We start from the raw sequence: 21513 nt of genomic DNA, 5'->3' as shown, positions 1-21513 counted from the left end.
TTATTGTAATCAAGGATCTGTTTCAGGGATTTAATACATCTGCACCCAGCTTTTTTGTATCTTTATTCTTAAAGTATACCAATGCTGCGACAAAGTTTTATTTTTGAAGACTCCTATAAAAAATTTGGATTCGATGTTTTTTCTGAAGAAAATCTTGGCATTTTAAAGGAAAATAAATTGACTTCCGAGATCAAAATATTCTTTATTCCTCCGGGATATGAACTGAGTGTGGATTTTAACCATTACAAAACTACAGTTCCAACCCTGTTCTTTTTAACCAATCAATATTTGGATATAAAGAAGGGAAATCCTGATGAATCCATATTATTACATTACAACAGAGATTTCTATTGTATTCAGATTCATGATAAGGAAGTAGCCTGCGACGGGATCCTTTTCCATAATATATTTGAAATTCCAAAGGTAGAGCTGAATCCAGAGGAGGCAGTAATTATCAGAAATTTGCTAAAAAATATAAAGGATGAACTTGAATGGAAGCAATCCTCTAACGAAGAAATGATAAGGACCTATTTGAAACAGATCATCATTCATTCTACCAGAAAGTGGAAAAAACAAAACCTGGAAACGGAAAGGGTAAGCATCCCGAATAATGATCTCGATGTATTCAGGGATTTCAGCAGAAACCTTGAAATTCATTTCAGACAAAAACACAATGTGGCCGACTATGCCGAGTTATTGCATATTGCGCCGAAAACATTGACCCACAAGTTTAAAAACCTAAACCTGGAATCTCCCAATCAACTCATTATCAACAGAATTTTGCTGGAGGCAAAAAGACTATTGTTCTATACGGATAAACCGGTAAAAGAAATAGCTTATGATCTTGGCTATGAGGACCCCGCGTACTTTAACAGATTATTCACCAATAAGGTAGGCAGCACACCGGCTCATTTTAAGAAAAATTACTCTTCGGGAAAAAAGTACAATACTTAAGCCTTTTTATCTATTGAAACCAACCTTGATGTGACATACCTTTGTCATGTCAAAAAAACAAATTAAATATTAACTAAAAAACAAAACATTATGAAACGTAACGCAACAGCCGTTTGGAATGGCAACATCAAAGAAGGAAACGGACACCTAACAACTCAAAGCACCACATTAAATGAAACTCAGTATTCTTTCAACAGCAGATTTGCCGATGGTGTAGGAACAAATCCTGAGGAATTATTGGCGGCTGCCCATGCAGGATGCTTTACCATGAAATTAAGCGCTGAATTATCACAGGCCGGATTTACCCCTGAGGAACTTAAAACAACCTCTGTTATTACTCTTGATCCAAGTATTGGAAAAATTACTAAATCTGAATTGACTTTAACCGCAAAAGTTCCAGGACTTTCAGAAGAAGACTTTCAAAAATATGCTAAAATTGCTGAAGAAGGATGCCCGGTAAGTGCCGCTTTCAATTTTGAAATTACACTCAACGCAACTTTAGCATAATCAACCTACTATTATAACCAATTACCAACCTTAAAAACCCAACATTATGTCACACAATGTTCAACCCGCAGAAAATGATCCCCATATTTTAAAAGATATCCGCGTTTTTCTTAAGGATCTTAACAGTGGAGGCGGAAAACCAATTGAAGAAATGTCTCCTGAAGATGCAAGACAGGTTCTTGTAGGAGCACAAGCCTCTGTAAACTTTGATTATTCAGATATTGAAGAATTTGAAAAAAAGATTACCCAGGACGGTATTTCATTAAATATTCATATTGTAAAACCCAAAGGAGCAAACGATAACCTTCCTGTATTTATGTTTTTCCATGGAGGGGGATGGGTATTAGGAGATTTCCCTACTCATAAAAGATTAGTAAGAGATTTGGTTGTAAAAAGTGGAGCCGTCGCTGTATTCCCTGATTACACTCCATCTCCGGAAGCTCAGTATCCTACTGCTATCAATCAGGCCTATGCAGCTACAAAATGGGTTTCCGAAAATGGCAAAGAAATCGGAGTGGATGGCTCTAAATTGGCTGTTGCAGGAAACAGCGTAGGTGGAAATATGGCTGCTGTAGTTGCTCTGATGGCAAAGGATAAAAAAGGACCGGAACTTCAATACCAGGTTTTATTATGGCCAGTTACTGACTCAGATTTCACAAGAGAATCTTATGAAAAGTATGCGCAGGAAAGGTTCTTAACAACTCCGTTAATGAAATGGATGTGGGACAATTATACTACAGATCTTGAAAAAAGAAAAGAAAAATATGCTTCTCCAAATAAGGCATCTCTTGAAGAGTTAAAAGGATTACCTCCTGCATTGATCCAGATAGCTGAGAATGATATTCTTCATGACGAAGCGGTAGCGTATGGAAGAAAGCTTGATGAAGCCGGTGTTCCTACTACACTTGCAGTGTATAAAGGTTTTATCCATGATTATGGATTATTAAATCCTATAGCTCATATTCCGGCAATTCAGGAATCTCTTGCCCAGGCAGCTTCCACAATAAAAGAAGCTCTCTTTAAATAAAATATCTTAAGTCTGGACTAATATTCAAGTTCAGACTTAGTTTTTATTCTAAATATACCATTTGGTATATTTTCGTATATTTGCATATAATTTCATGATTATGTCAAAAGCAGAAAAGACCAAACAGTTCATTATTGAGACTACTGCTCCCTTATTTAATAAGAAAGGCTATCTCTCAACGACGCTTTCGGACATTACGGAAGCAACAGGACTAACAAAGGGCAGTATTTACGGAAATTTTGAAAACAAAGATGAAGTAGCTCTTGAAGCTTACAAGTATAACTCAACTTTTCTGAGTAGAAGCATGTCCAGATCACTAGGAGAAGACTTTCCTCTGGCTGTGGATAAATTAAAAGCTATTGTCAATTTTTACCGTAAAAGCTGGAAGGATGTTTTCCTTAATGGAGGATGCCCGCTGATGAATGCCGCTACAGAGTCTGATGACACTTTTCCTATCCTGAAAAATCAGGTTACCCTATCTTTTCAGGCCTGGATCAAAAAAATTTCAGCAGCTATTCAGGAAGGCCAGCAAAGCGGAGAATTCAATGAAAAAGTAAATGCAGATGAAATGGCCTCATTATTCATTATGCTTATTGAAGGCGGTATACTTCTTTCCAAAACAACAGGTAATGAAACCTATCTGAACCTTGCTTTAGACAGGATCCTTTTAATCATAGACCAGGAACTCAATATTATTCCATCATAAATTTTTATCATATGGAAACAAAAAAAGTGGCCATCGTAGGATACAACAGAATTCCTTTTGCCAGAATGAACACTGCTTATGCAGATAAAGGGAATCAGGATTTGCTGCTTTCTGCCTTAAACGGACTGATTGACCGTTATCAGCTCACAGGAAAACTACTTGGTGAAGTTGCAGGCGGAGCAGTTATTAAGCACATATCGGAAAGCAACCTCATCAGAGAAACAGTAATGAATACATCTCTGGATCCGGCAACTCCGGCATGTGATCTTCAGCAAGCATGTGATACAGGAATCGAAGCAGCTATATATATTGGGAATAAAATCGCCCTTGGACAAATAGAAAGCGGTATCGCCTGCGGAGTAGAAGCTATGAGCAATATCCCCTTCGAATCGTCCCCCAAATTGAGAAAGGCTCTTTTAAAAGCAAATAAAGAAAAATCAGCTTTTGGAAAGCTGAAACATCTCTTAAGCCCGTCATTGAAAGACTGGATGCCTATTCCATACAAGGGACAGGAACCTAAAACAGGATTGGTAATGGGTGAACATACTGAAATTACCGCAAAATATTATCAGATATCACGTGAAGACCAGGATCAGCTGGCTTTCAAAAGTCACCAAAATATGGCTAAGGCTTACGAGGAAGGATTCTTCAATGATATGATCACACCCGCATTTGGTTTAGAGAAGGATAATAATTTACGCCTTGATACCAGCCTTGAAAAACTGGCTCAGTTAAAACCCGCATTTGATAAACAAAACGGAACACTCACTGCAGGAAATTCTACTCCATTTACAGATGGGGCCTCTGCTGTCTTATTGGCCAGTGAGGAATGGGCTAAGGCCAACAATCTTCCCATCCTGGCCTATATTACCTTTTCCGAAATAGCAGGAATAGAATATGTGGAAAACAGACAAAATTTACTTCTTGCACCGGTTTTTGCCGCAGACAGAATGTTGAAAAAAGCAGGAATGAACCTTGAAGATTTTGATTATTACGAAATCCACGAAGCTTTTGCAGCACAAGTTTTGGCAACAATTAAGATCTGGGAGAATGATGACCTCGCCAAAAAATTCGGATTAGAAAAAGCTTTGGGAAAAATAGACAGAAATAAGCTGAATGTAAAAGGCGGAAGCCTTGCAGCTGCTCACCCGTTTGCCGCAACCGGAGGCAGAATTATCGCTACACTGGCTAAGCTTTTAAACCAAAAAGGAAGCGGGAAAGGTTTTATTTCTATTTGTGCAGCAAGAGGGCAAGGTATCACCATGATTATAGAAAAGTAAAAGTATTATATGGATCGATTAGAACAATTAAGACAATTTATTGGAAAAGAATTTGATCAGTCCCCTTCTCCATTTATGAAATGGCTGAATCCTATTGTAATTTCTGTAGAGGAAGGAAATCTGGAGTTTCAATATACCGTTCGCCCGGAATGGCTGAATCCAATCGGTAATCTTCATGGCGGAGTAACCGCGGCTATTGTGGATGACATCATCGGTGCTACGATGTTTTCCTTAAATGAAAATTCTTTCATTACAACCATAAATAATGTCATCGATTATTTTTCAACTGCGAAAGAAAATGATAATATTGTAGCCGAAACTAAAATCATTAAAAGGGGGAAGCAATTTGTAAATGCCCAATGCGAGATATGGAACGCAGATAAAACAAGACTCATTGCTAGAGGAACCTCCAATTTATTTAAAATCAGTAACTAAGTATGAAAAGAGTTGTCATTACAGGACTGGGTGCAGTTACACCCTTGGGAAACAATGTCGCAGATTTCTGGCAAAACAGTATTAATGGAGTAAGCGGAACGGCTTTAATCAAGCATTTTAATGCTGAAAAATTTAAAGTTCATTTTGCTTGTGAGGTAAAAGATTTCGACCCTAAAAAATATTTGAACCATAATGAAATAAAAAGAAGTGATCTCTTCACTCAGTATGCAATGTATGCCTCTGCTGAAGCAATTGAAGATTCAGGATTGGATTTTGAGACGATGGATCCATTCGATACAGGTGTTATCTGGGGAACAGGACAGGGAGGTATGCTAACCTTCGAAAATGAAGTCGCAGAATATTATGGTGGTGAGGGCATACCGCGTTTCAATCCGTTCTTCGTTCCAAAATTCATTGCCAACATGGCTTCAGGAATGATTTCTATGAAATACGGACTGCAGGGAATCAACTATACGACAGTTTCCGCGTGTGCCACCGGAAATACAGCTTTAATGGATGCTTTTAATTATATCCGTTTGGGTAAAGCAAAAGTAATCATAAGCGGAGGTTCAGAGGCTGGTATTACTCCAGCTTCCGTGGGCGGATTCTCCGGCATGAAAGCAATGTCTACGCGAAACGACGATTTTGCTACAGCAAGCCGTCCTTATGATGTAGACAGAGATGGTTTTGTAATCGGTGAAGGAGCAGGATCATTGGTCCTTGAAGAATATGAACATGCCAAAAGCAGAGGAGCAAAAATCTACGCCGAACTGGTAGGTGCTGCCATGACAGCAGATGCTTATCACATGACCGCTCCGCATCCTGAAGGAGCAGGTGCTATAAAAGCTATGCAGTTATCTCTTAACGAAGCCGGAATTAATGCAGAAGATATTGATTATATCAATCCCCACGCGACCTCAACGCCTTTAGGAGATCTTATTGAATTAAAAGCGATCAACAGCCTTTTCAAAGGAAGTAAAAAACTTGATATAAGTGGTACAAAATCAATGACAGGGCACTTATTAGGGGCAGCGGGTGCTGCGGAAGCCATACTTTCAATTAAAGCAATTGAGAACGGAATCATTCCACCAACCATTAATCTTCACGAGATAGATCCTGCCATCCCTAAAGATGTCAATATCGTATTTAATGAGGCTAAAGAAAAAGATATTACGTATGCTTTAAGTAATGCTTTCGGATTCGGTGGACACAATGCGACCTTGATTTTCAAGAAGTTTAGCTAAGGAATTAGTTTAATAAAAATAAAAAAGCAGTCAAAATTGACTGCTTTCTATTTTATTCTGATTCAGGAATAAAAAAATCATCTTCCCCCTCTTCAATTGGAATATAAAGTCTTTCCCATTTTTCTCCTTCCACTATTTCCCAACTATGTCCAACTCCATCAGTATCCTCTGCTATAAGAATTATTCCCGGTTCAATTAGAAATGTAGAACCATCACTAACTTTAAATAAAATATTTCCTTTTAATGTGATCACATACTGTCTCCGTGGAGCCGGATGCGTATGTTTTTCCCATTCTTCTGTTATCGTACTAATCCAAAAAGTCCTGGTATTCATGGGCTTCAAAGTGGGTATTTTACCTGTCTCAAATCTGCTTGTCTGATCTGGATTACTCGATAACCTGAAAGCAGGAATATACTCACCTGTAGATTTCATACGACCTTTTAGTTTATGTTCAAATCGTCTTTATACTTATTGATAACAATTCTTATTAAGACTTTAACCACTCTGAGGAAGAAAGATAATTTTGATCCGGATAATAAATAAACAGACAATTTCTTCCTTTTATGGTATTAATAATTGGAGCCGTAAGGTCTTTCGGAATGGCAGGACATCCCCAGCTTCTCCCGATTCTTTTATGCATTGCTGCAAATTCTTCACTTACATAATTTGCTCCGTGCATTACAATCGCTCTTCTGTAAGCCGCATCATTAAATCCTTTATCCATCCCAAGCAACCTTAGAGAATATCCGTTATCTCCGTTATAGGTAGCATCGGTAATATAGAATCCCATACTGCTTTGAAGCGAGCTTTCATTATTTGAAAAATTGGTTGCAAACTCCTCTCCTGTATTTTTACCATGGGCAACCAAAGAATTAAACAAAACTTTCTTTTCCTGTGTATCAATTACCCATAGCCTGTTGGTATTGGAGGACATCGAAAAATCGCAGACTGTCAGTAAATGTGAATCCTGACTCAGTAATCCTGCTTTTTTTAAATTTTCAAATCCTGTTAAGGCTTTAAAGAACACCTCTTCATTAAGTTCATGTCCTGGTGCGAATGCAATTGATTTATATAATTCTTCTGATGAAGATACCGCATTGGTTGTCTTCTCAGATTTCGTGTCAGCTACTCTTTCAATTTTTTCTGTGCCAATGGTTTCACTTCTTAAATTCGTTTTCTCCGGAGAAATGTAAAATGAAGTTGTAACCATGTACGCAAAGCCCAAGAGGCTATATAATCCTTTCATTCAATAACTATGTAAAATATAAATTAGTGGGGCAAAATTATAAAAACATAATTACGCGACAGGAAAAACAAACCGAAGTTTAACGCTATTTAAGAAACTTTAACTTCCTGATTCTGTGAATTAAAGCCGTTATTTTAACGCATTTCGGATCAATTCCTGTCGCATTGATTTTATGCGATACTGCGATTTTACGGGTTTTGCTATAACATGAGGAAATACTTCGCAAGGAATTCCTGCATATAAATCTTCAATAATTTAATATTCTACAATAAGCATCTTTATATTAAGAAAATTCTTACTTATTGTAGATTCATTGAAAATAGTAAAGATCAGATAGAACTATTCATCGAAAATCTAGTTTTTAGAATCCGGGACAAATTCCAGACTTACAGAATTCATACAATAACGTAGTCCTGTTGGTTTGGGACCATCATCAAAAACATGCCCCAAATGCGAATCACAACGTTTACAAAGCACCTCTACTCTTTCCATTCCATAAGTTGTATCTCTTTTATAATAAACTCCTTCTTTATCCGCTTCAAAAAAGCTGGGCCATCCGCAACTGCTTGCAAACTTTGAGGTAGAGCGAAATAAATGGTTTCCGCAAACGGCACAATAATATTCACCTGTTTCATCGAACTCATTATATTTTCCCGTGAAAGCTCTCTCAGTAGCAGCTTCTCTTGATACGGCGTACAAATCGGGAGCCAGGATTTTCTTCCATTCTTCATTGGGAACTTCCAGTTTTGTGGTATCTGTTCTTGAATAGTATGGATTGTTTTTTGCTTCGTTTTCCATAGATGTAATTTTGATGGGTTATGATTCTGCGAATATGATTGCAGAAAAACAATTAGTATTAATGAAATTAAAAATTTCATAACCAAATTTACTAAATTTGATCATATGAATGATGAAGCCAAAAGAAAACAACTAAGAAAATACAAAGCATTTGCGACAGGATTATTTGTATTGATGGCAATTATTTTTGTCATTACAACAGTCCTTCAAAAGACAAATCCTTCACATTGGATAGGATACGTCCGCGCATTCTCCGAGGCTGCAATGGTGGGAGCCCTGGCCGATTGGTTTGCCGTAACTGCTTTATTCCGACATCCACTGGGGCTTCCTATTCCACATACCAACCTGATTGAAAACAGCAAAGAAAGACTCGGAGATAATCTCGGAAGTTTTGTAGTGACCAATTTTCTTTCACCACAGAACATACGCCCTTACATTCAGAAACTTAAAATATCCAATTTCGTAGGCGAATGGCTTACCAAAGAAAAAAACCAGGAAATTTTAATTAAAAATCTATCCGATATTGTTCTGGATATCCTCAATAAGCTTGACGATTCAGTGGTCAGTGATTTTATTACCAAAAAAGTCTCCGAAATGTCCAATGGGATAAAGCTTAATGTGATCATTGGAAACGGAATTAACTATTTGCTGGATAAAAATGACCATCAGCGGATTATAACCAATCTATCAAAGCAAATCAAAGAATACATCATAGAAAATGATGAGATGATCGAGGAGCGTGTAAAAAAAGGAAGTTATTCTTTTATCCCGTCATTTGTTGACAATAAAATTGCAGAAAAAATTGCCAATGGATTATCCGATTTCTTTAAAGAAGTGGAGGAAGATCCTCAACATGAAATCAGATCATTAATCTCAAAGAAGATCTATGAATTTTCATCGGATCTGAAAGAAGACCCTAAATGGGAAGGTGAGTTTAAGAACATTAAAAATGAGATCCTTAAAAACGATAAACTCAGCCAGTATTCGAATGACATCTGGTCTTCCATTAAAAACACTTTAACAAAAGAACTTCAGGAAGATCACTCCTCTTTAAAAAATTATATCTCCAAAAATTTAAATGAGTTTTCAGAGAACTTAAAAACTGACGAAAAACTTCAAAACAAAATAGATCATTGGGTACGCGTTACTGCCTATAAATATATTCTGAGAAACACTCACCAATTTGGAAACCTCATCAGCTCCACTGTCGGAAACTGGAAAGGCAAAGAATTAAGTGAGAAAATGGAGCTTGAGGTGGGTAAAGACCTACAGTTTATCCGTGTAAATGGTACATTAGTCGGTGGATTGGTTGGATTGATCATTTATACAATTGCTCATTTCTTTATTTAATACAACTAAAAACTAACCATAAAACCCGCATGAAAAAACTATTTTTATTACTCCTGTGTTCCATAGACTTCTTTTCCCTCGCTCAAAAAATAGAACTCAAAGTAGTTAATGATTCTTCCCAGATCTTTAAAGGGGAAGTTGCAGGAATTCCTGTTACCATGCAATTGCATTATAGGGGTATCGTGGATTGCAGCCAATATCAGCACTTTATAGACGGCTGGTATTTCTACGATAAATATCAGAAAAAAATTCCGCTCACCGGTATTTACGATTATGGAAACCTATACCTCTATAATTTTGGAAATAAGCAAAAACAGAGTTCAAAAATATTGGGAGAAAAGATTACATCACCTCAATGGATTGAAAAAACTGACAGTATTGCTAAGACGCTGAACCCCAAAGAAAGCTTCATTTTTAAAAATGATCGGTCCAATAAAGAAGTCCAAGGTAAATTCATTTTAGGAAATAAAGCACAATCTGCAAGTTTGTTTACCAAAAACAACATGATCTACAGATTTAATAATTATCTGATCCTGCCCAATAATAAAAAAATAAACACCTATGATTTTATAGATTCTTACGGAGGTAATGAACTGGTATCATACGTTTCAGATCAATCGGGAAACAGGATTCTGTTATATTTTGAGCATACGTCCAATTTCAATGCCTGCGGAATGTGTGGTGCCAGTGAAGGAGAAAAGGGCTATAGGGTATTATACTTTACCAGCGACTGGAACTATAAAAAACACGAAGATTTTCTTACAGAAAGCTGTATCAATAATATTTACGATACTGTAGTAACCAAAACTAAAGATTCTAAAGTTTTAAAGTTCGCTATTAAAAAGACAACAACAAGCCCTGCTTATACCTTGGTTGTAGATCGTAACAATGCTTCAGTTACAAAATCAAAATAGATGCAAGACCTGCCATTACTGATCAGATTTGGAATATGCTTCCTTATCTAGGTAGTCTTGAAGCCCTTTTTAAAAGTTCTTTGTTGATCTCATTGATCAATTCCGGACCCTCATAAATAAATCCTGTATAAAGCTGGATAAGGCTTGCTCCTGCATCAAGCTTTTCAATTGCATCTTTTGCAGAATGGATTCCTCCCACTCCGATAATCGGAAATGCTCTACCGCTCTTTTCAGAAAGAAAACGGATCACTTCTGTAGATCTTTTAGTTAGTGGTTTTCCTGATAATCCTCCGGTTTCAGATTTATTCTCGGAACTAAGATTCTCGCGGGAAAGTGTAGTATTGGTTGCTATAACTCCCGCTATTTTAGTATCTTTTACAATATCGATAATGTCCAACAACTGATCATCGGATAGGTCAGGTGCTATTTTTAGAAGGATAGGTTTTGGATTGGCTTTTCCGTTATTCATTTGTTGCAAAGTTCCCAAAAGCTGAGTTAAAGGTTCTTTATCCTGAAGTTCGCGGAGGTTGGGTGTATTAGGCGAGCTTACATTAACAACAAAATAGTCTACATACGGAAAAAGTTTCTCAAAACAAATTTTGTAATCATTTACCGCTTCTTCATTAGAAGTTACTTTATTTTTCCCGATGTTTCCACCGATCAGTACATTTTTATTTTTCTTAAGCCTTTCAACAGCAGCATCTACTCCTTCATTGTTGAAGCCCATCCTATTGATAATGGCTGAATCTCCTTTTAAGCGAAAAAGTCTTTTCTTGTCATTTCCCGGTTGGCCTTTGGGTGTAAGTGTTCCGATTTCCACAAAACCAAAACCAAGATCAGCGAGTTCTTCAAAAAGCACTGCATTCTTATCAAAACCGGCTGCCAAGCCTACCGGATTTTTAAATTTCAAGCCAAAAACTTCTCTTTCAAGACGTTTATCTTCGATTGGTTTAGGAAAAAATAGTTTGGTGAGAAATCCAAAATTCTTAAGCATTGAAAATGTTAAATGATGAACTTCCTCGGGATCAAATTTGAACAGAATGGGTCTGATGATACTTTTGTACATTGAAAAAAAGTTTGACAAAAATACTCAAATTAAATTAATGGTCGTATTAACTTTTGATATTTTATCAAAAATGAAATTGAAACGGCAAAATATGAGAGGTTAAGAATACGAGCTCAAGTCGAAATTAAGAATGCCTCCTACTCTTTTAAACTCATCGTCTATCGTTGCATTTACCGTAATCCTTTCATTAGAAACTGGGTGATTAAAAACCAATTGATGGGCATGAAGCGTCATTTTGTTGATGCCAAATGTCTGAAGCCACAACTTGTTTTGTTTATTGCATCCATGCTTACGACAGCCTAAAATAGGATGCAGAATATGCTTAAAATGCTTTCTCAGCTGATGAAACCGCCCCGTTTCTGGAATGGCTTCAACTAAACAATATCTTGACGTCTGATGTTTTAAAAAAGGCAATTCTATTTCTGAAGTCTGTAAACGATGATAATACGTAACTGCTTTTTGCTTTACCTCGTCTTCATTAACTAAATCATAATCAATGGTTTCTTCTTCTTTTGCCCAACCACGAAGAATTGCGATGTATTTCTTTTCCACCTCCCGTGATGCAAACCGGTCACTCATTGTTCTCAAAGTTTCTTTATCTAGTGTAAACAGCAAAACTCCTGAAGTTTTTCTATCGAGACGATGCACCGGATAAACTTTTTGACCAATCTGCTTTCTCAGTTCCTGAATAGCATAAGTATCCGCTTCCCCGGAGTAAAAGGACTTATGCACCAGTAAACCGCTCGGTTTATTGATGGCAATAAGATGTTCGTCGCGATAAAGAATTTCTAACATGGAGCAAAAATAGAGGATTCTTATCTATTTACTCTTAACTGCTACGAAAATACTATGAAAATTTTATAGTATACATTATTCCTCAAATTTCAAATGCGTATTGAAAAAAGGTAACATTTGATTTTCAATTCGTCCGTTTTCTTTGCTAACCTCACTTCCATGTGTTCCGATATATTCTTCGGCTTCATGCTTTATTTTTAATATTTCAAGATTTTTTGCTTAAACTCATACAGCTTGGTGGAATATGCTTAAGCTCATCATTTCGGCCCCAATCAAATTTTATCGCCTTCAGTTTTTTGATGTTTTCATATTGCGTGAAAACCAGCTCTGAAGTAGAATTTTTCTTGAGTTCGTCCAGGACAAGAGCGTCTATTTTCAGATCATCTCCCTGAAAATAAAATGGGAGATCAGCAAAAAAAGGAGGCTTATTCACATTTCCGTTATAAGCTCTGGCAATGGCAAAAAATAATATTGGTTCTTGAGTTTTCAGGTTTTGAAAGATCCTTGACTTCTTTAATATTCTGTACGTTTTTATAAGATTCAATTTCTGTCAAAGCAAAATACCTGGCATCCAGAATTCCCGGAGATAAAGCGTATACAGATGAAAAAACATCCGGATGAAGAAATGCATTTCGAAGCGCTCCGTTTCCGCCCATAGAATGTCCTGAAATTCCGCGACTGTCTTTACTGGAAATCGTTCTATAATTTTTATCAATAAACTCCACCAGTTCAAGAGAAGTGAAATCGGACCAGTTTCCGGACGATTTCGAATTGGCATAGAAGCTTCCCTTAAAAACTGTACTTTCATCAGGCATAACAATAATTACAGGTTTTATCTTTTTTGCTTCGATTGCGCGGTCGATAATATGATTGATTCTATCACTGCCTACCAAAAGACTGTCATTCCAAAAAAAACCGTGTAAATAATATATAACAGGATACCTTTTTAAAGATTTTTCATAATCCGGAGGAAGATAGACTGAAATTCTCCGCTTAGGGTTTTCACCGGCTTTGTTATGAAGTGTTTTTGCGGTAATGAAAGTTGTTACCACTTTTCCTTCAGGTATTTTCTGGGCAGAAAACAGATGAACAGACAAAATAAAAGCCAAAAATATAAAACTGATTTTTCTCATCGTAAAATCTTTAATCAAAACAAATTTCGACAAATTGTCTCAAAATAAGACAATAAAAACAATCCTATTCGTATTTTCTTTCCAAAAAGATAGATTCTTAGTTCGCTAAAAATCAAAAGAGAAAGAAAATTTCTTTTTTAGCCGCTTTTTTTGTTGAATTTCATGATTTTGGAATCCAAATTCATATTTTTGCAAATCAGACGTAAAAAAATTATGGCAAAGCAAGAAGATGTTTTCAAGAAAGTGATTTCTCACGCTAAAGAATATGGTTTTATTTTCCCTTCCAGTGAGATCTATGACGGTTTATCCGCTGTTTATGATTATGGGCAGAACGGAGCTGAACTGAAAAATAATATCAAACAATATTGGTGGAAAGCGATGGTACAGCTTAACGAAAATATTGTAGGTATTGATTCAGCTATCCTGATGCACCCTACTACTTGGAAAGCTTCGGGCCACGTGGATGCATTTAATGATCCGTTGATTGACAACAAGGATTCTAAGAAACGTTTCAGAGCAGATGTTTTGGTTGAAGATTATTGTGCTAAAATTGAAGATAAAGAGAACAAAGAAATTGAAAAGGCAGCGAAAAGATTTGGTGATGCTTTTGATAAAGATCAATTTGTTGCTACAAATCCAAAAATTCTAGAGTACAGGGCAAAAAGAGAGGCAATTCTTTCCAGGTTGGCAAAGTCCCTTGAAAATGAAGATCTTGCTGATGTAAAAGCTTTAATTGAAGAGCTTGAAATTGCAGATCCTGATACAGGTTCCAAAAACTGGACGGAAGTAAGACAATTCAACCTGATGTTCGGAACAAAACTGGGAGCTTCTGCAGATTCTGCAATGGATCTTTATCTTAGACCAGAAACAGCTCAGGGTATTTTCGTTAACTTCTTAAACGTACAAAAAACATCACGTCATAAACTTCCTTTTGGTATTGCCCAGATCGGAAAAGCCTTCAGAAATGAGATTGTGGCAAGACAGTTTATTTTCAGAATGCGTGAATTCGAACAAATGGAGATGCAATTTTTTGTAGCACCGGGAACTGAACTCGAATTCTACGAACAATGGAAGCAAAAACGTCTGAATTGGCACCGTGCCCTAGGTTTAGGTGATGAAAATTACAGATTTCATGATCATGAAAAATTAGCGCATTACGCGAACGCTGCAGCAGATATCGAATTTAATTTCCCTTTTGGTTTCAAAGAACTGGAAGGTATTCACTCAAGAACCGATTTCGACCTCAAAGCCCACGAAGAGTATTCAGGAAGAAAGCTTCAGTTCTTCGATCCTGAAAGAAATGAAAACTATGTTCCTTATGTTGTGGAAACTTCAGTTGGTTTAGACAGGTTGTTCCTTTCAATCTTCTCTCACTGCCTTAAAGATGAAGTATTGGAAGACGGTTCGGAAAGAACGGTATTATCTCTACCTCCTGCGTTGGCGCCTATCAAAGCTGCTATCTTGCCATTAATGAAGAAAGATGGATTGGCTGAATATGCAGAAAATATATTCAATGATCTGAAATACGATTTCAATCTATTCTACGAAGAGAAAGATGCGATCGGAAAACGATACAGAAGACAGGACGCTATTGGTACTCCTTATTGTATAACAATAGATCACGATTCTCTTACGGATCATACGGTAACCATCAGAGACAGGGATACAATGAAACAGGAAAGAGTTCCTGTAGCAGACCTGAGAAGGATCATTGATGAAAAAACCAACTTCAGAAATTTACTTTCTAAAATATAAATACAGAGCCCTGATTTTTCAGGGCTTTTTTTATTGCTATCCCCTAATTTATTTTAAATTTGTTTAAGACAGATCTTAAACAAATGCTAAAATATATTATCGGCGGAGCTGCTGCAGGTGTAGCTTTTGCTTACCTTTTCGGATATGATTATTTATTCAGTGGAATTACCAAAACTTATCTGAAAGGTAAATCAAGTGCCAACATTGACGACGGAAAACTGTTTCCCAGCAATATTATTTCCACAGAGTCTCCAAAGCTTTGGGAAGAAGATCCTGCTTATAACAAAAGTACTTTACCTAAAACAATCGTTGAAAACCTCATCCACTCCAATACAGCCTCTTTTTTAGTGATTAAAAATGGAAAATTGCTTCATGAGCAGTACTGGAATGGCTATAACCAGCTTTCTAAAACGAATTCTTTTTCTATGGCAAAAGCAGTGACTGTAATGCTCCTGGGAAAGGCTCTTGAAGAAGGTAAAATAAAAAGTATTGACGAAAAATTCTCCAGCTTTTTCGAAGATTTCAAAAACAAGGAATTAGGTAATCAGCTAACTCTTAAAAACCTGGCCCAAATGGAATCTGGCCTGGATTGGGACGAAGATTATAAAAATCCTTTTCGCCCTAATGCAAAAGCCTATTACGGAAGGAGTCTCTTAAAAGCTACTTTTTCAAAAAGATTTAAAGCAGAACCCGGGACACGGTTTGAGTATCAAAGTGGTTCTACTCAGCTATTGGGATTTGCCATAAAGAAATCAATAAACCAAACACTCGCAAGCTACTTATCTGAAAAATTCTGGACTCCTTTAGGCATGGAACAAAATGCCGAATGGAGTGTGGATAATAGCCGAATGGAAAAGACATATTGCTGTATTCATTCCAATTCCAGGGATTTTGCAAAGCTCGGACAGCTATTCCTGGATGATGGCAAGGTAGATGGTATCGAGGTTCTTAATTCTGATTTTATTGAGCTGATGAGAACCCCTACAAAAAAATCCGAAGACATCTATGGGATGGGGCTCTGGATTAATCATGACAATCCTGTTAAACATTATTATTTTCTTGGACTTCAAGGTCAGTATATCATTATGGTACCAGATCACAACATGGTTATTGTAAGAACAGGAAGCTATGAGAATTCTCCTAAAAATGACAGAGGAAGACCAGACCAGGTAAGATTTCTTGTGAACGAAACCGTAAAATTATTTAATTAAAAGGATCATGAAAAAATACAGCGCACAGGTTGATGAATATATCGAAAAATCCCCCGATTTTGCAAAACCCATCTTACGCTACCTTCGGGAAACGGTTCATGAGTTTTGCCCTGATGCAGAAGAGGCGATCAAATGGAAATTTCCTACTTTTATGTACAAAGGCAAAATACTTTGTTCCATTACTTCATTCAAACAATATTGCAGCCTTGGATTTTGGCTTCACGGGGAAATGAAAACCATTGCAGAACTGGAAACGACAGCTGAGAAAACTTCGATGTTTAGCTTAGGTAAGATTACTAAAATAGAAGAACTCCCTTCAAAAGCTCTCTTGAAAAAAGCCATTCTTGAGGCTATGGAACTAACAGATATGGGAGTAACCATGAAAAAAGCACTTCCAACAAAAACAGAAACTGAAATTCCCGATTATTTCAATAAAGCTTTACAGCAAAATAAAAATGCTTTAAAAGTATTTGAATCAAAATCTCCATCTTTTAGAAAAGAGTATATCAATTGGATTACCGAAGCAAAAACTGAAGCTACAAGAAATAAAAGGATAGAACAAGCTCTTGAATGGATAGAAGAAGGTAAAGGAAGAAATTGGAAATATGAGAAAAAATCCTAAATCATTATCTTTTATCTATTTACGCATCTAAAAAATCATCTCTCAGTCACAGGCAGAGATGGAAACAGGCTATAAACTGTATTGCAAAACTTAATTCCACACCCGTTGAATTCATTCTAATATACGTCAAGTTTTGGCGCTATCCATATCTACTTTTGTTTTCTAAAAAGACTAAATTTTGTAATTATGGATAAAGTGACCTTAGAAAGAATAGAAAAACTTCACCCTCTGGTAAGAGCGGAAGTAAAGCAAATCATTAAAGAATGTGACGAAGCCCTCACCGGAAGAGCAAAAGTAAGAATTACGCAAGGTTTACGGTCCTTTGAAGAACAGGAAAAACTCTATGCAATAGGACGAATTACCTCCGGAAAAAAAGTGACCAATGCCAAAGCCGGACAAAGCATCCACAATTATGGTTTGGCGGTGGATATTTGTTTGATGATAGATGGGAAAACAGCAAGCTGGGACACTGCAAAAGACTGGGATAATGACGGAGTAGCAGACTGGTATGAATGTGTCAAAATTTTCGCGAAGCATGGCTGGGATTGGGGAGGAAACTGGAAAACGTTTAAAGACCTTCCTCACTTCGAAAAAAAGAATTTTCCAACCCAAAAAGGGCTTGTAAAAACCACCTGGAAAACCCTTTCTAAAATGGCAAGGGACAAAGCCGGATATATTATTTTTTAATCTTTTTTATTGAAAATAATTATAATACGACAAGTTCTGTCGCTTTCTCTGCCTATCTTTACTTTACAAGAAAACAACAAAAGCAAACAAAGTCTGCATGATAAAAAAAATTGTTTTATCCCGAAGAATGACCAATGGTTTTGAATATTAAAGATTGTAAGTGTTCTATTAACAATTAATATCAACAAATGAAAAAGACAACCATTCTTTCTTTAGATGGCGGCGGAATAAGAGGCATTATCACCTGTATTATTTTACGCTATATAGAAGAGCAGCTCCAATATTATGATAAGCCCAATGCAAAACTTGGTGATTATTTTGATTTGGTAGCAGGAAGCAGCACGGGAGGACTAATCGCTTCAATTATTTTATGTCCCGATGAACATCGAAAAGCCAAATACTCTATTCAAAAAGGGTTAGAGCTGTATGCTGAAAAGGGGGGTAACATATTCCAGGTTTCTTTTTGGGAGAAACTTGTAAACCCTTTTGGATTGATTAATGAGAAGATTTCTCAGGAAGCACTTGAGAAAAATCTGAATGATTTTTTTGGACATCTTGAATTAAAGGAATTGATAAAACCATGCTTAATTACCAGCTATGATATAGAAAACAGAAGAGCTAAACTTTTTAATTCATGGGAAGCCAGCCTAAGTACTGATAATTTTTATGTAAAAGATGTCTGCAGGGCAACTTCGGCGGCACCCACCTATTTTAGTCCGGTCCAGATAAAATCGATGTACGGACAGCTTTTCAGCCTTATTGACGGAGGGATGTTCGCCAATAATCCTGCACTTTGTGCGTATGCCGAAGCAAGAAAAATTCCTTTTGCCGAAGTATTGAAAAATCATCAGAAAGCCAACCACCCCACTGTTAATGATATGATCATCGTATCAATAGGGACCGGGATTGAATCCCGAAGTTATTCTTTCAAAAAACTGGAAAAAGCAGGAAAAATCGGCTGGGTAACTCCTATAATTGACATTCTGATGTCTGCGAATGCAGAAACCGTAGATTATCAGTTATGTCAGATGTTTCAGACATTGGGGTTAAGAAATCAAAAAAATTATTATCGTATCAATCCTTCATTAAAGAATGCATCTCCGGCTATGGATAATGTAAGACGTTCGAATATTGAAAATCTGATCCAGGCAGGATTGAGCTATATTGATGATAACAGAGAAACATTAAATCAAATTGTACAGAAGCTCATTAAAAACAAAATATAAGCTTTTAAGCTTATATGATGTGATAATAAGCTTTAAAGCTTATATAGATAAATATTTGTTCTCAACAGAAATATTTTATAACACGACGAGTTTTGACGCCACAACTAATTATCTTTGAAATAACAAAATAACCAGGGAAACCAAAGCAAACAACCTGCTTCAACCCTAAAATATCCCTATTAATTTTAATCCGTTTTTAGTTTCAGTTTATGAAAACTGAGCCAGGATATGTATTACCTATAGAATAGTCTGCTAGCACTACTATATATTATTAACCAATTAATAACCTTAACAATTTTAAATTATGGCAAATTTAGTACAAGAATTAAACAGTTTGGATTTCAGTGTTTATATCGGAGGACCGATGCAAGCAGCCATTAAAGCTCAACATGATGCCTCTATTTCACAAGTGGATTTCATCAAAGAAGTCGGGTTCTATCCGGAAGGACACCCTAAAGCAAAAGAGCTAAGATATGTAGATTTCAAATATAAGAAATCCGTACCTGGTGCAAATGATACGGTGACACAGTCTGAAGTTACCTTACAGGTGCCTTTTCTTTCCATGCTTACGATTCCGGCTTTGAGAATCGATGAAATGACCATTGATTTTAACGCAAAATTAAATTCAGTAGAAACACAGTCTGCTTCAAGTGAGTTTTCCGGAAGTGCATCCATAAGTGCAAAAATCTGGAAAGTAAAATTCAACGCTTCAGCTGCTTATAAGAAGACCACTTCAAGTACTTCTACCACAGAAAAAACATATACGTTAGGAGTACATGTAAAAGCTGTAAATGATGAACTACCTGCCGGTCTTGCAAAGATTATGGACATGCTGGAAGATGCTATTGTAGCTAATGCTGCTGCACCAACTGCTTAATCTCATTTATTCAGATGGCTGCCCGGGCAGCCATCTCTTTTAAACTTTTAAATATAAAAAACTTATCATGCCAAAATTGAATGAATATTTGGGAGGAATTGTTTCTGAAATTGCTTCTGCCAGAAAAATGGCAGACCTCCAAACAGTACAGATTGCAAAAGAATACGCACAAGACGACCTACTGAAACATTTTTCCATTCCAAGAATGAAAGTCGGAACTGTAGATCTTACAATACCTTTCGCTACGGCAGGCAATTCACCCATCATGGCCTTTAGAGATTTTGCTTACGACGAGATTATTAAAATAGCTAAGACCAATTACAATCCTTCCGATATTAAAAGCGATCAAAGCCTGAGAGCTTTTCTGGTGGATCTTGAAGTTTATTATAATGATGCTATCAAAAAAATACAAGACGATAATACTTCTATCATTACCGATTCACAAATACAATATTTTGATCCAATTCCCAAATATACACTGGAATTCTGTCAGTCGTTGCCCAATTTCAGCTGGAGGCAAACAGATCCTCAGTTTTTCCAGCAGAGTATCCTGAACAGAGTTGTTCGGGAAGCAAGGAAAATCATAGAAAAGATCGACGATTACGAAATTATTGTGGAAGCAAGTAGACTGATGGAACTGGATGCCAAATGCCTGATCTATGCTAAAATGAGTGTAAGTGAAGCAGGAATGGAATGGTCCAGATATGAAGACATTAACGGAAATATTATAGAAACCTTAATTCCTGAATAATATGGTAAAGAAATCACAATTCATTCTGGTTTCCCAGTTAAAGGATAATCTTCAGGAGTTTCCTGTGATCGTTACTGCATTAGAAAAAAAGGAACCTTTCTTTATTGAAAAAACATTATCATGGCTAAAGTCTGTAGAAGAGATTTTTTCCCATAATAATATCAGTGAGGTTTCTGAAATTGCAGGATTCAGAAGTAAAATTCTGGCAGCTAAATACAGTGATGAAAGAGGTTTTAATACAAAGAAAAACCAGACAAAAATTGCAGCCAACCTTCTGTATGATGTACAAAACTGTGTAATTCAGGTTTTAGCACCTCACGAAGGGAAAATGAATGAGTGCAGGGACATCACAAGACAGATACTTACCATAACAGCACAAAAAAAAGGACTGCAGTATACCAGGGAAATAGACTTCAATGATTTTGTTCAAAAAGTGTGGTGGTATATCCTTTCCGATGCGGACCTAAAACCCGGAGGAATCAAACTTAAATCAATGCTTTCAGAAATGGACATAAGTATGCTGATTGCCGATGAAATAGATCTTGAAGATTTCTCCTAATCTAAAAAATAGCTCAATTTTTTTGAGTTATTTTTTTTAATACGTCAAGTTTTGTCGTCCCCTCTTTCTACTTTTGAATCATAGACCAAGGCACAAAAAAACAATCTTTAAAAACTTTCAAAAGCCATTGAATTCAACATTAATTAATGCTGAACAGCCTAAAATATGTTCAATCTTTAAAACACACGACATGGAAACACCAAATCACAATCCAGATATAATTTTTGATACCGATCTCTACACTATAGAGTGGAGTGACATCGAAAATGTGGAGATAGATTATGAAAACTATCTCAATGATATTGAGCTCTTTTTCAAAGAAGATTTTGAGAATGAGATCCTCGAAGACGATATTTATTTATAAACCTT

25 protein-coding genes are annotated in these 21513 nt (G+C 36.5%); 18 read left to right on the top strand and 7 right to left on the bottom strand.

What is annotated here, in order from left to right; translation table 11 throughout:
* Positions 1 to 81 precede the first annotated feature (81 nt).
* The 7 genes from MTQ00_RS17030 to fabF all read left to right on the top strand — a co-directional run bounded on the left by MTQ00_RS17030 (position 82) and on the right by fabF (position 6153).
* Positions 82 to 954: a helix-turn-helix domain-containing protein gene (locus MTQ00_RS17030; RefSeq protein WP_273650407.1), complete on the top strand. Its 873-nt coding sequence runs from the start codon at positions 82 to 84 to the stop codon at positions 952 to 954.
* A 90-nt stretch (positions 955 to 1044) separates the two neighbouring features.
* Positions 1045 to 1461, top strand: a complete 417-nt coding sequence (locus tag MTQ00_RS17025) for an OsmC family protein (protein ID WP_172282127.1) — start codon at positions 1045 to 1047, stop codon at positions 1459 to 1461.
* A gap of 46 nt (positions 1462 to 1507) precedes the next feature.
* Complete coding sequence (locus tag MTQ00_RS17020) at positions 1508 to 2488, top strand: alpha/beta hydrolase (RefSeq protein ID WP_273650406.1); 981 nt, start codon at positions 1508 to 1510, stop codon at positions 2486 to 2488.
* A gap of 100 nt (positions 2489 to 2588) precedes the next feature.
* Positions 2589 to 3194, top strand: a complete 606-nt coding sequence (locus MTQ00_RS17015) for a TetR/AcrR family transcriptional regulator (RefSeq protein WP_273650405.1) — start codon at positions 2589 to 2591, stop codon at positions 3192 to 3194.
* A gap of 11 nt (positions 3195 to 3205) precedes the next feature.
* Entirely contained in the window at positions 3206 to 4474 is a 1269-nt protein-coding gene (locus MTQ00_RS17010; RefSeq protein WP_273650404.1) for an acetyl-CoA C-acetyltransferase, read from the top strand.
* A 9-nt stretch (positions 4475 to 4483) separates the two neighbouring features.
* On the top strand, positions 4484 to 4909 hold the full coding sequence (locus MTQ00_RS17005) for a PaaI family thioesterase (RefSeq protein WP_172282119.1): 426 nt from the start codon (positions 4484 to 4486) through the stop codon (positions 4907 to 4909).
* Between the two features lie 2 nt (positions 4910 to 4911).
* Positions 4912 to 6153 carry a beta-ketoacyl-ACP synthase II gene (fabF, locus tag MTQ00_RS17000; RefSeq protein ID WP_273650403.1) on the top strand — a complete coding sequence of 414 codons (1242 nt, stop codon included), beginning with the start codon at positions 4912 to 4914 and terminating at the stop codon, positions 6151 to 6153.
* A 52-nt stretch (positions 6154 to 6205) separates the two neighbouring features.
* Here fabF and MTQ00_RS16995 read toward each other — a convergent pair whose 3' ends face one another.
* The 3 genes from MTQ00_RS16995 to msrB all read right to left on the bottom strand — a co-directional run bounded on the left by MTQ00_RS16995 (position 6206) and on the right by msrB (position 8198).
* Positions 6206 to 6586, bottom strand: a complete 381-nt coding sequence (locus MTQ00_RS16995; RefSeq protein WP_273650402.1) for a hypothetical protein — start codon at positions 6584 to 6586, stop codon at positions 6206 to 6208.
* 55 nt (positions 6587 to 6641) lie between these two features.
* Positions 6642 to 7400 (bottom strand): murein L,D-transpeptidase catalytic domain family protein, encoded by a 759-nt coding sequence (locus MTQ00_RS16990; RefSeq protein WP_273650401.1) that lies wholly within the window; start codon positions 7398 to 7400, stop codon positions 6642 to 6644.
* Positions 7401 to 7754: 354 nt separating this feature from the next.
* Positions 7755 to 8198, bottom strand: a complete 444-nt coding sequence (gene msrB, locus MTQ00_RS16985; protein ID WP_172282112.1) for a peptide-methionine (R)-S-oxide reductase MsrB — start codon at positions 8196 to 8198, stop codon at positions 7755 to 7757.
* A 105-nt stretch (positions 8199 to 8303) separates the two neighbouring features.
* Here msrB and MTQ00_RS16980 point away from each other — a divergent pair, with 105 nt between their 5' ends.
* The gene (locus MTQ00_RS16980; protein ID WP_273650400.1) at positions 8304 to 9548 is read left to right on the top strand and encodes a DUF445 domain-containing protein; all 1245 of its coding nucleotides are present in this window, start codon (positions 8304 to 8306) and stop codon (positions 9546 to 9548) included.
* Positions 9549 to 9577: 29 nt separating this feature from the next.
* The gene (locus MTQ00_RS16975; protein ID WP_273650399.1) at positions 9578 to 10462 is read left to right on the top strand and encodes a hypothetical protein; all 885 of its coding nucleotides are present in this window, start codon (positions 9578 to 9580) and stop codon (positions 10460 to 10462) included.
* Between the two features lie 43 nt (positions 10463 to 10505).
* Here the strand turns inward: MTQ00_RS16975 and MTQ00_RS16970 are convergent, their stop codons facing one another.
* The 4 genes from MTQ00_RS16970 to MTQ00_RS16955 all read right to left on the bottom strand — a co-directional run bounded on the left by MTQ00_RS16970 (position 10506) and on the right by MTQ00_RS16955 (position 13456).
* Complete coding sequence (locus tag MTQ00_RS16970) at positions 10506 to 11528, bottom strand: quinone-dependent dihydroorotate dehydrogenase (RefSeq protein WP_273650398.1); 1023 nt, start codon at positions 11526 to 11528, stop codon at positions 10506 to 10508.
* Between the two features lie 99 nt (positions 11529 to 11627).
* Positions 11628 to 12323, bottom strand: coding sequence for a pseudouridine synthase (locus MTQ00_RS16965; protein ID WP_273650397.1), 696 nt, complete (start codon positions 12321 to 12323; stop codon positions 11628 to 11630).
* A 205-nt stretch (positions 12324 to 12528) separates the two neighbouring features.
* Complete coding sequence (locus tag MTQ00_RS16960) at positions 12529 to 12756, bottom strand: hypothetical protein (RefSeq protein WP_273650396.1); 228 nt, start codon at positions 12754 to 12756, stop codon at positions 12529 to 12531.
* 7 nt (positions 12757 to 12763) lie between these two features.
* Positions 12764 to 13456, bottom strand: coding sequence for an alpha/beta hydrolase (locus tag MTQ00_RS16955; protein WP_273650395.1), 693 nt, complete (start codon positions 13454 to 13456; stop codon positions 12764 to 12766).
* 213 nt (positions 13457 to 13669) lie between these two features.
* Here MTQ00_RS16955 and MTQ00_RS16950 point away from each other — a divergent pair, with 213 nt between their 5' ends.
* From MTQ00_RS16950 to MTQ00_RS16910, 9 genes are all read left to right on the top strand, one after another.
* Positions 13670 to 15211, top strand: a complete 1542-nt coding sequence (locus MTQ00_RS16950) for a glycine--tRNA ligase (protein ID WP_273650394.1) — start codon at positions 13670 to 13672, stop codon at positions 15209 to 15211.
* 83 nt (positions 15212 to 15294) lie between these two features.
* Entirely contained in the window at positions 15295 to 16422 is a 1128-nt protein-coding gene (locus MTQ00_RS16945; RefSeq protein WP_273650393.1) for a serine hydrolase domain-containing protein, read from the top strand.
* Positions 16423 to 16429: 7 nt separating this feature from the next.
* A complete protein-coding gene (locus MTQ00_RS16940; protein WP_273650392.1) occupies positions 16430 to 17044 on the top strand; it encodes a YdeI/OmpD-associated family protein in 615 nt (204 codons plus the stop codon).
* A gap of 186 nt (positions 17045 to 17230) precedes the next feature.
* Entirely contained in the window at positions 17231 to 17731 is a 501-nt protein-coding gene (locus MTQ00_RS16935; RefSeq protein ID WP_273650391.1) for a M15 family metallopeptidase, read from the top strand.
* A gap of 188 nt (positions 17732 to 17919) precedes the next feature.
* A complete protein-coding gene (locus tag MTQ00_RS16930; protein WP_273650390.1) occupies positions 17920 to 18957 on the top strand; it encodes a patatin-like phospholipase family protein in 1038 nt (345 codons plus the stop codon).
* A 304-nt stretch (positions 18958 to 19261) separates the two neighbouring features.
* Positions 19262 to 19834: a DUF2589 domain-containing protein gene (locus MTQ00_RS16925; RefSeq protein WP_172282092.1), complete on the top strand. Its 573-nt coding sequence runs from the start codon at positions 19262 to 19264 to the stop codon at positions 19832 to 19834.
* 67 nt (positions 19835 to 19901) lie between these two features.
* A complete protein-coding gene (locus tag MTQ00_RS16920; protein ID WP_273650389.1) occupies positions 19902 to 20585 on the top strand; it encodes a hypothetical protein in 684 nt (227 codons plus the stop codon).
* A 1-nt stretch (position 20586) separates the two neighbouring features.
* Positions 20587 to 21144, top strand: coding sequence for a hypothetical protein (locus tag MTQ00_RS16915; protein WP_273650388.1), 558 nt, complete (start codon positions 20587 to 20589; stop codon positions 21142 to 21144).
* Between the two features lie 190 nt (positions 21145 to 21334).
* Entirely contained in the window at positions 21335 to 21508 is a 174-nt protein-coding gene (locus tag MTQ00_RS16910; RefSeq protein WP_172282087.1) for a hypothetical protein, read from the top strand.
* Positions 21509 to 21513: the final 5 nt, after the last annotated feature.

This window comes from Chryseobacterium sp. B21-037, assembly GCF_028570785.1.
Classification (GTDB): domain Bacteria; phylum Bacteroidota; class Bacteroidia; order Flavobacteriales; family Weeksellaceae; genus Chryseobacterium; species Chryseobacterium proteolyticum.
The sequence above is the reverse complement of the archived record's forward strand: the minus strand, read 5'-3'. Positions and strand labels throughout refer to the sequence as shown.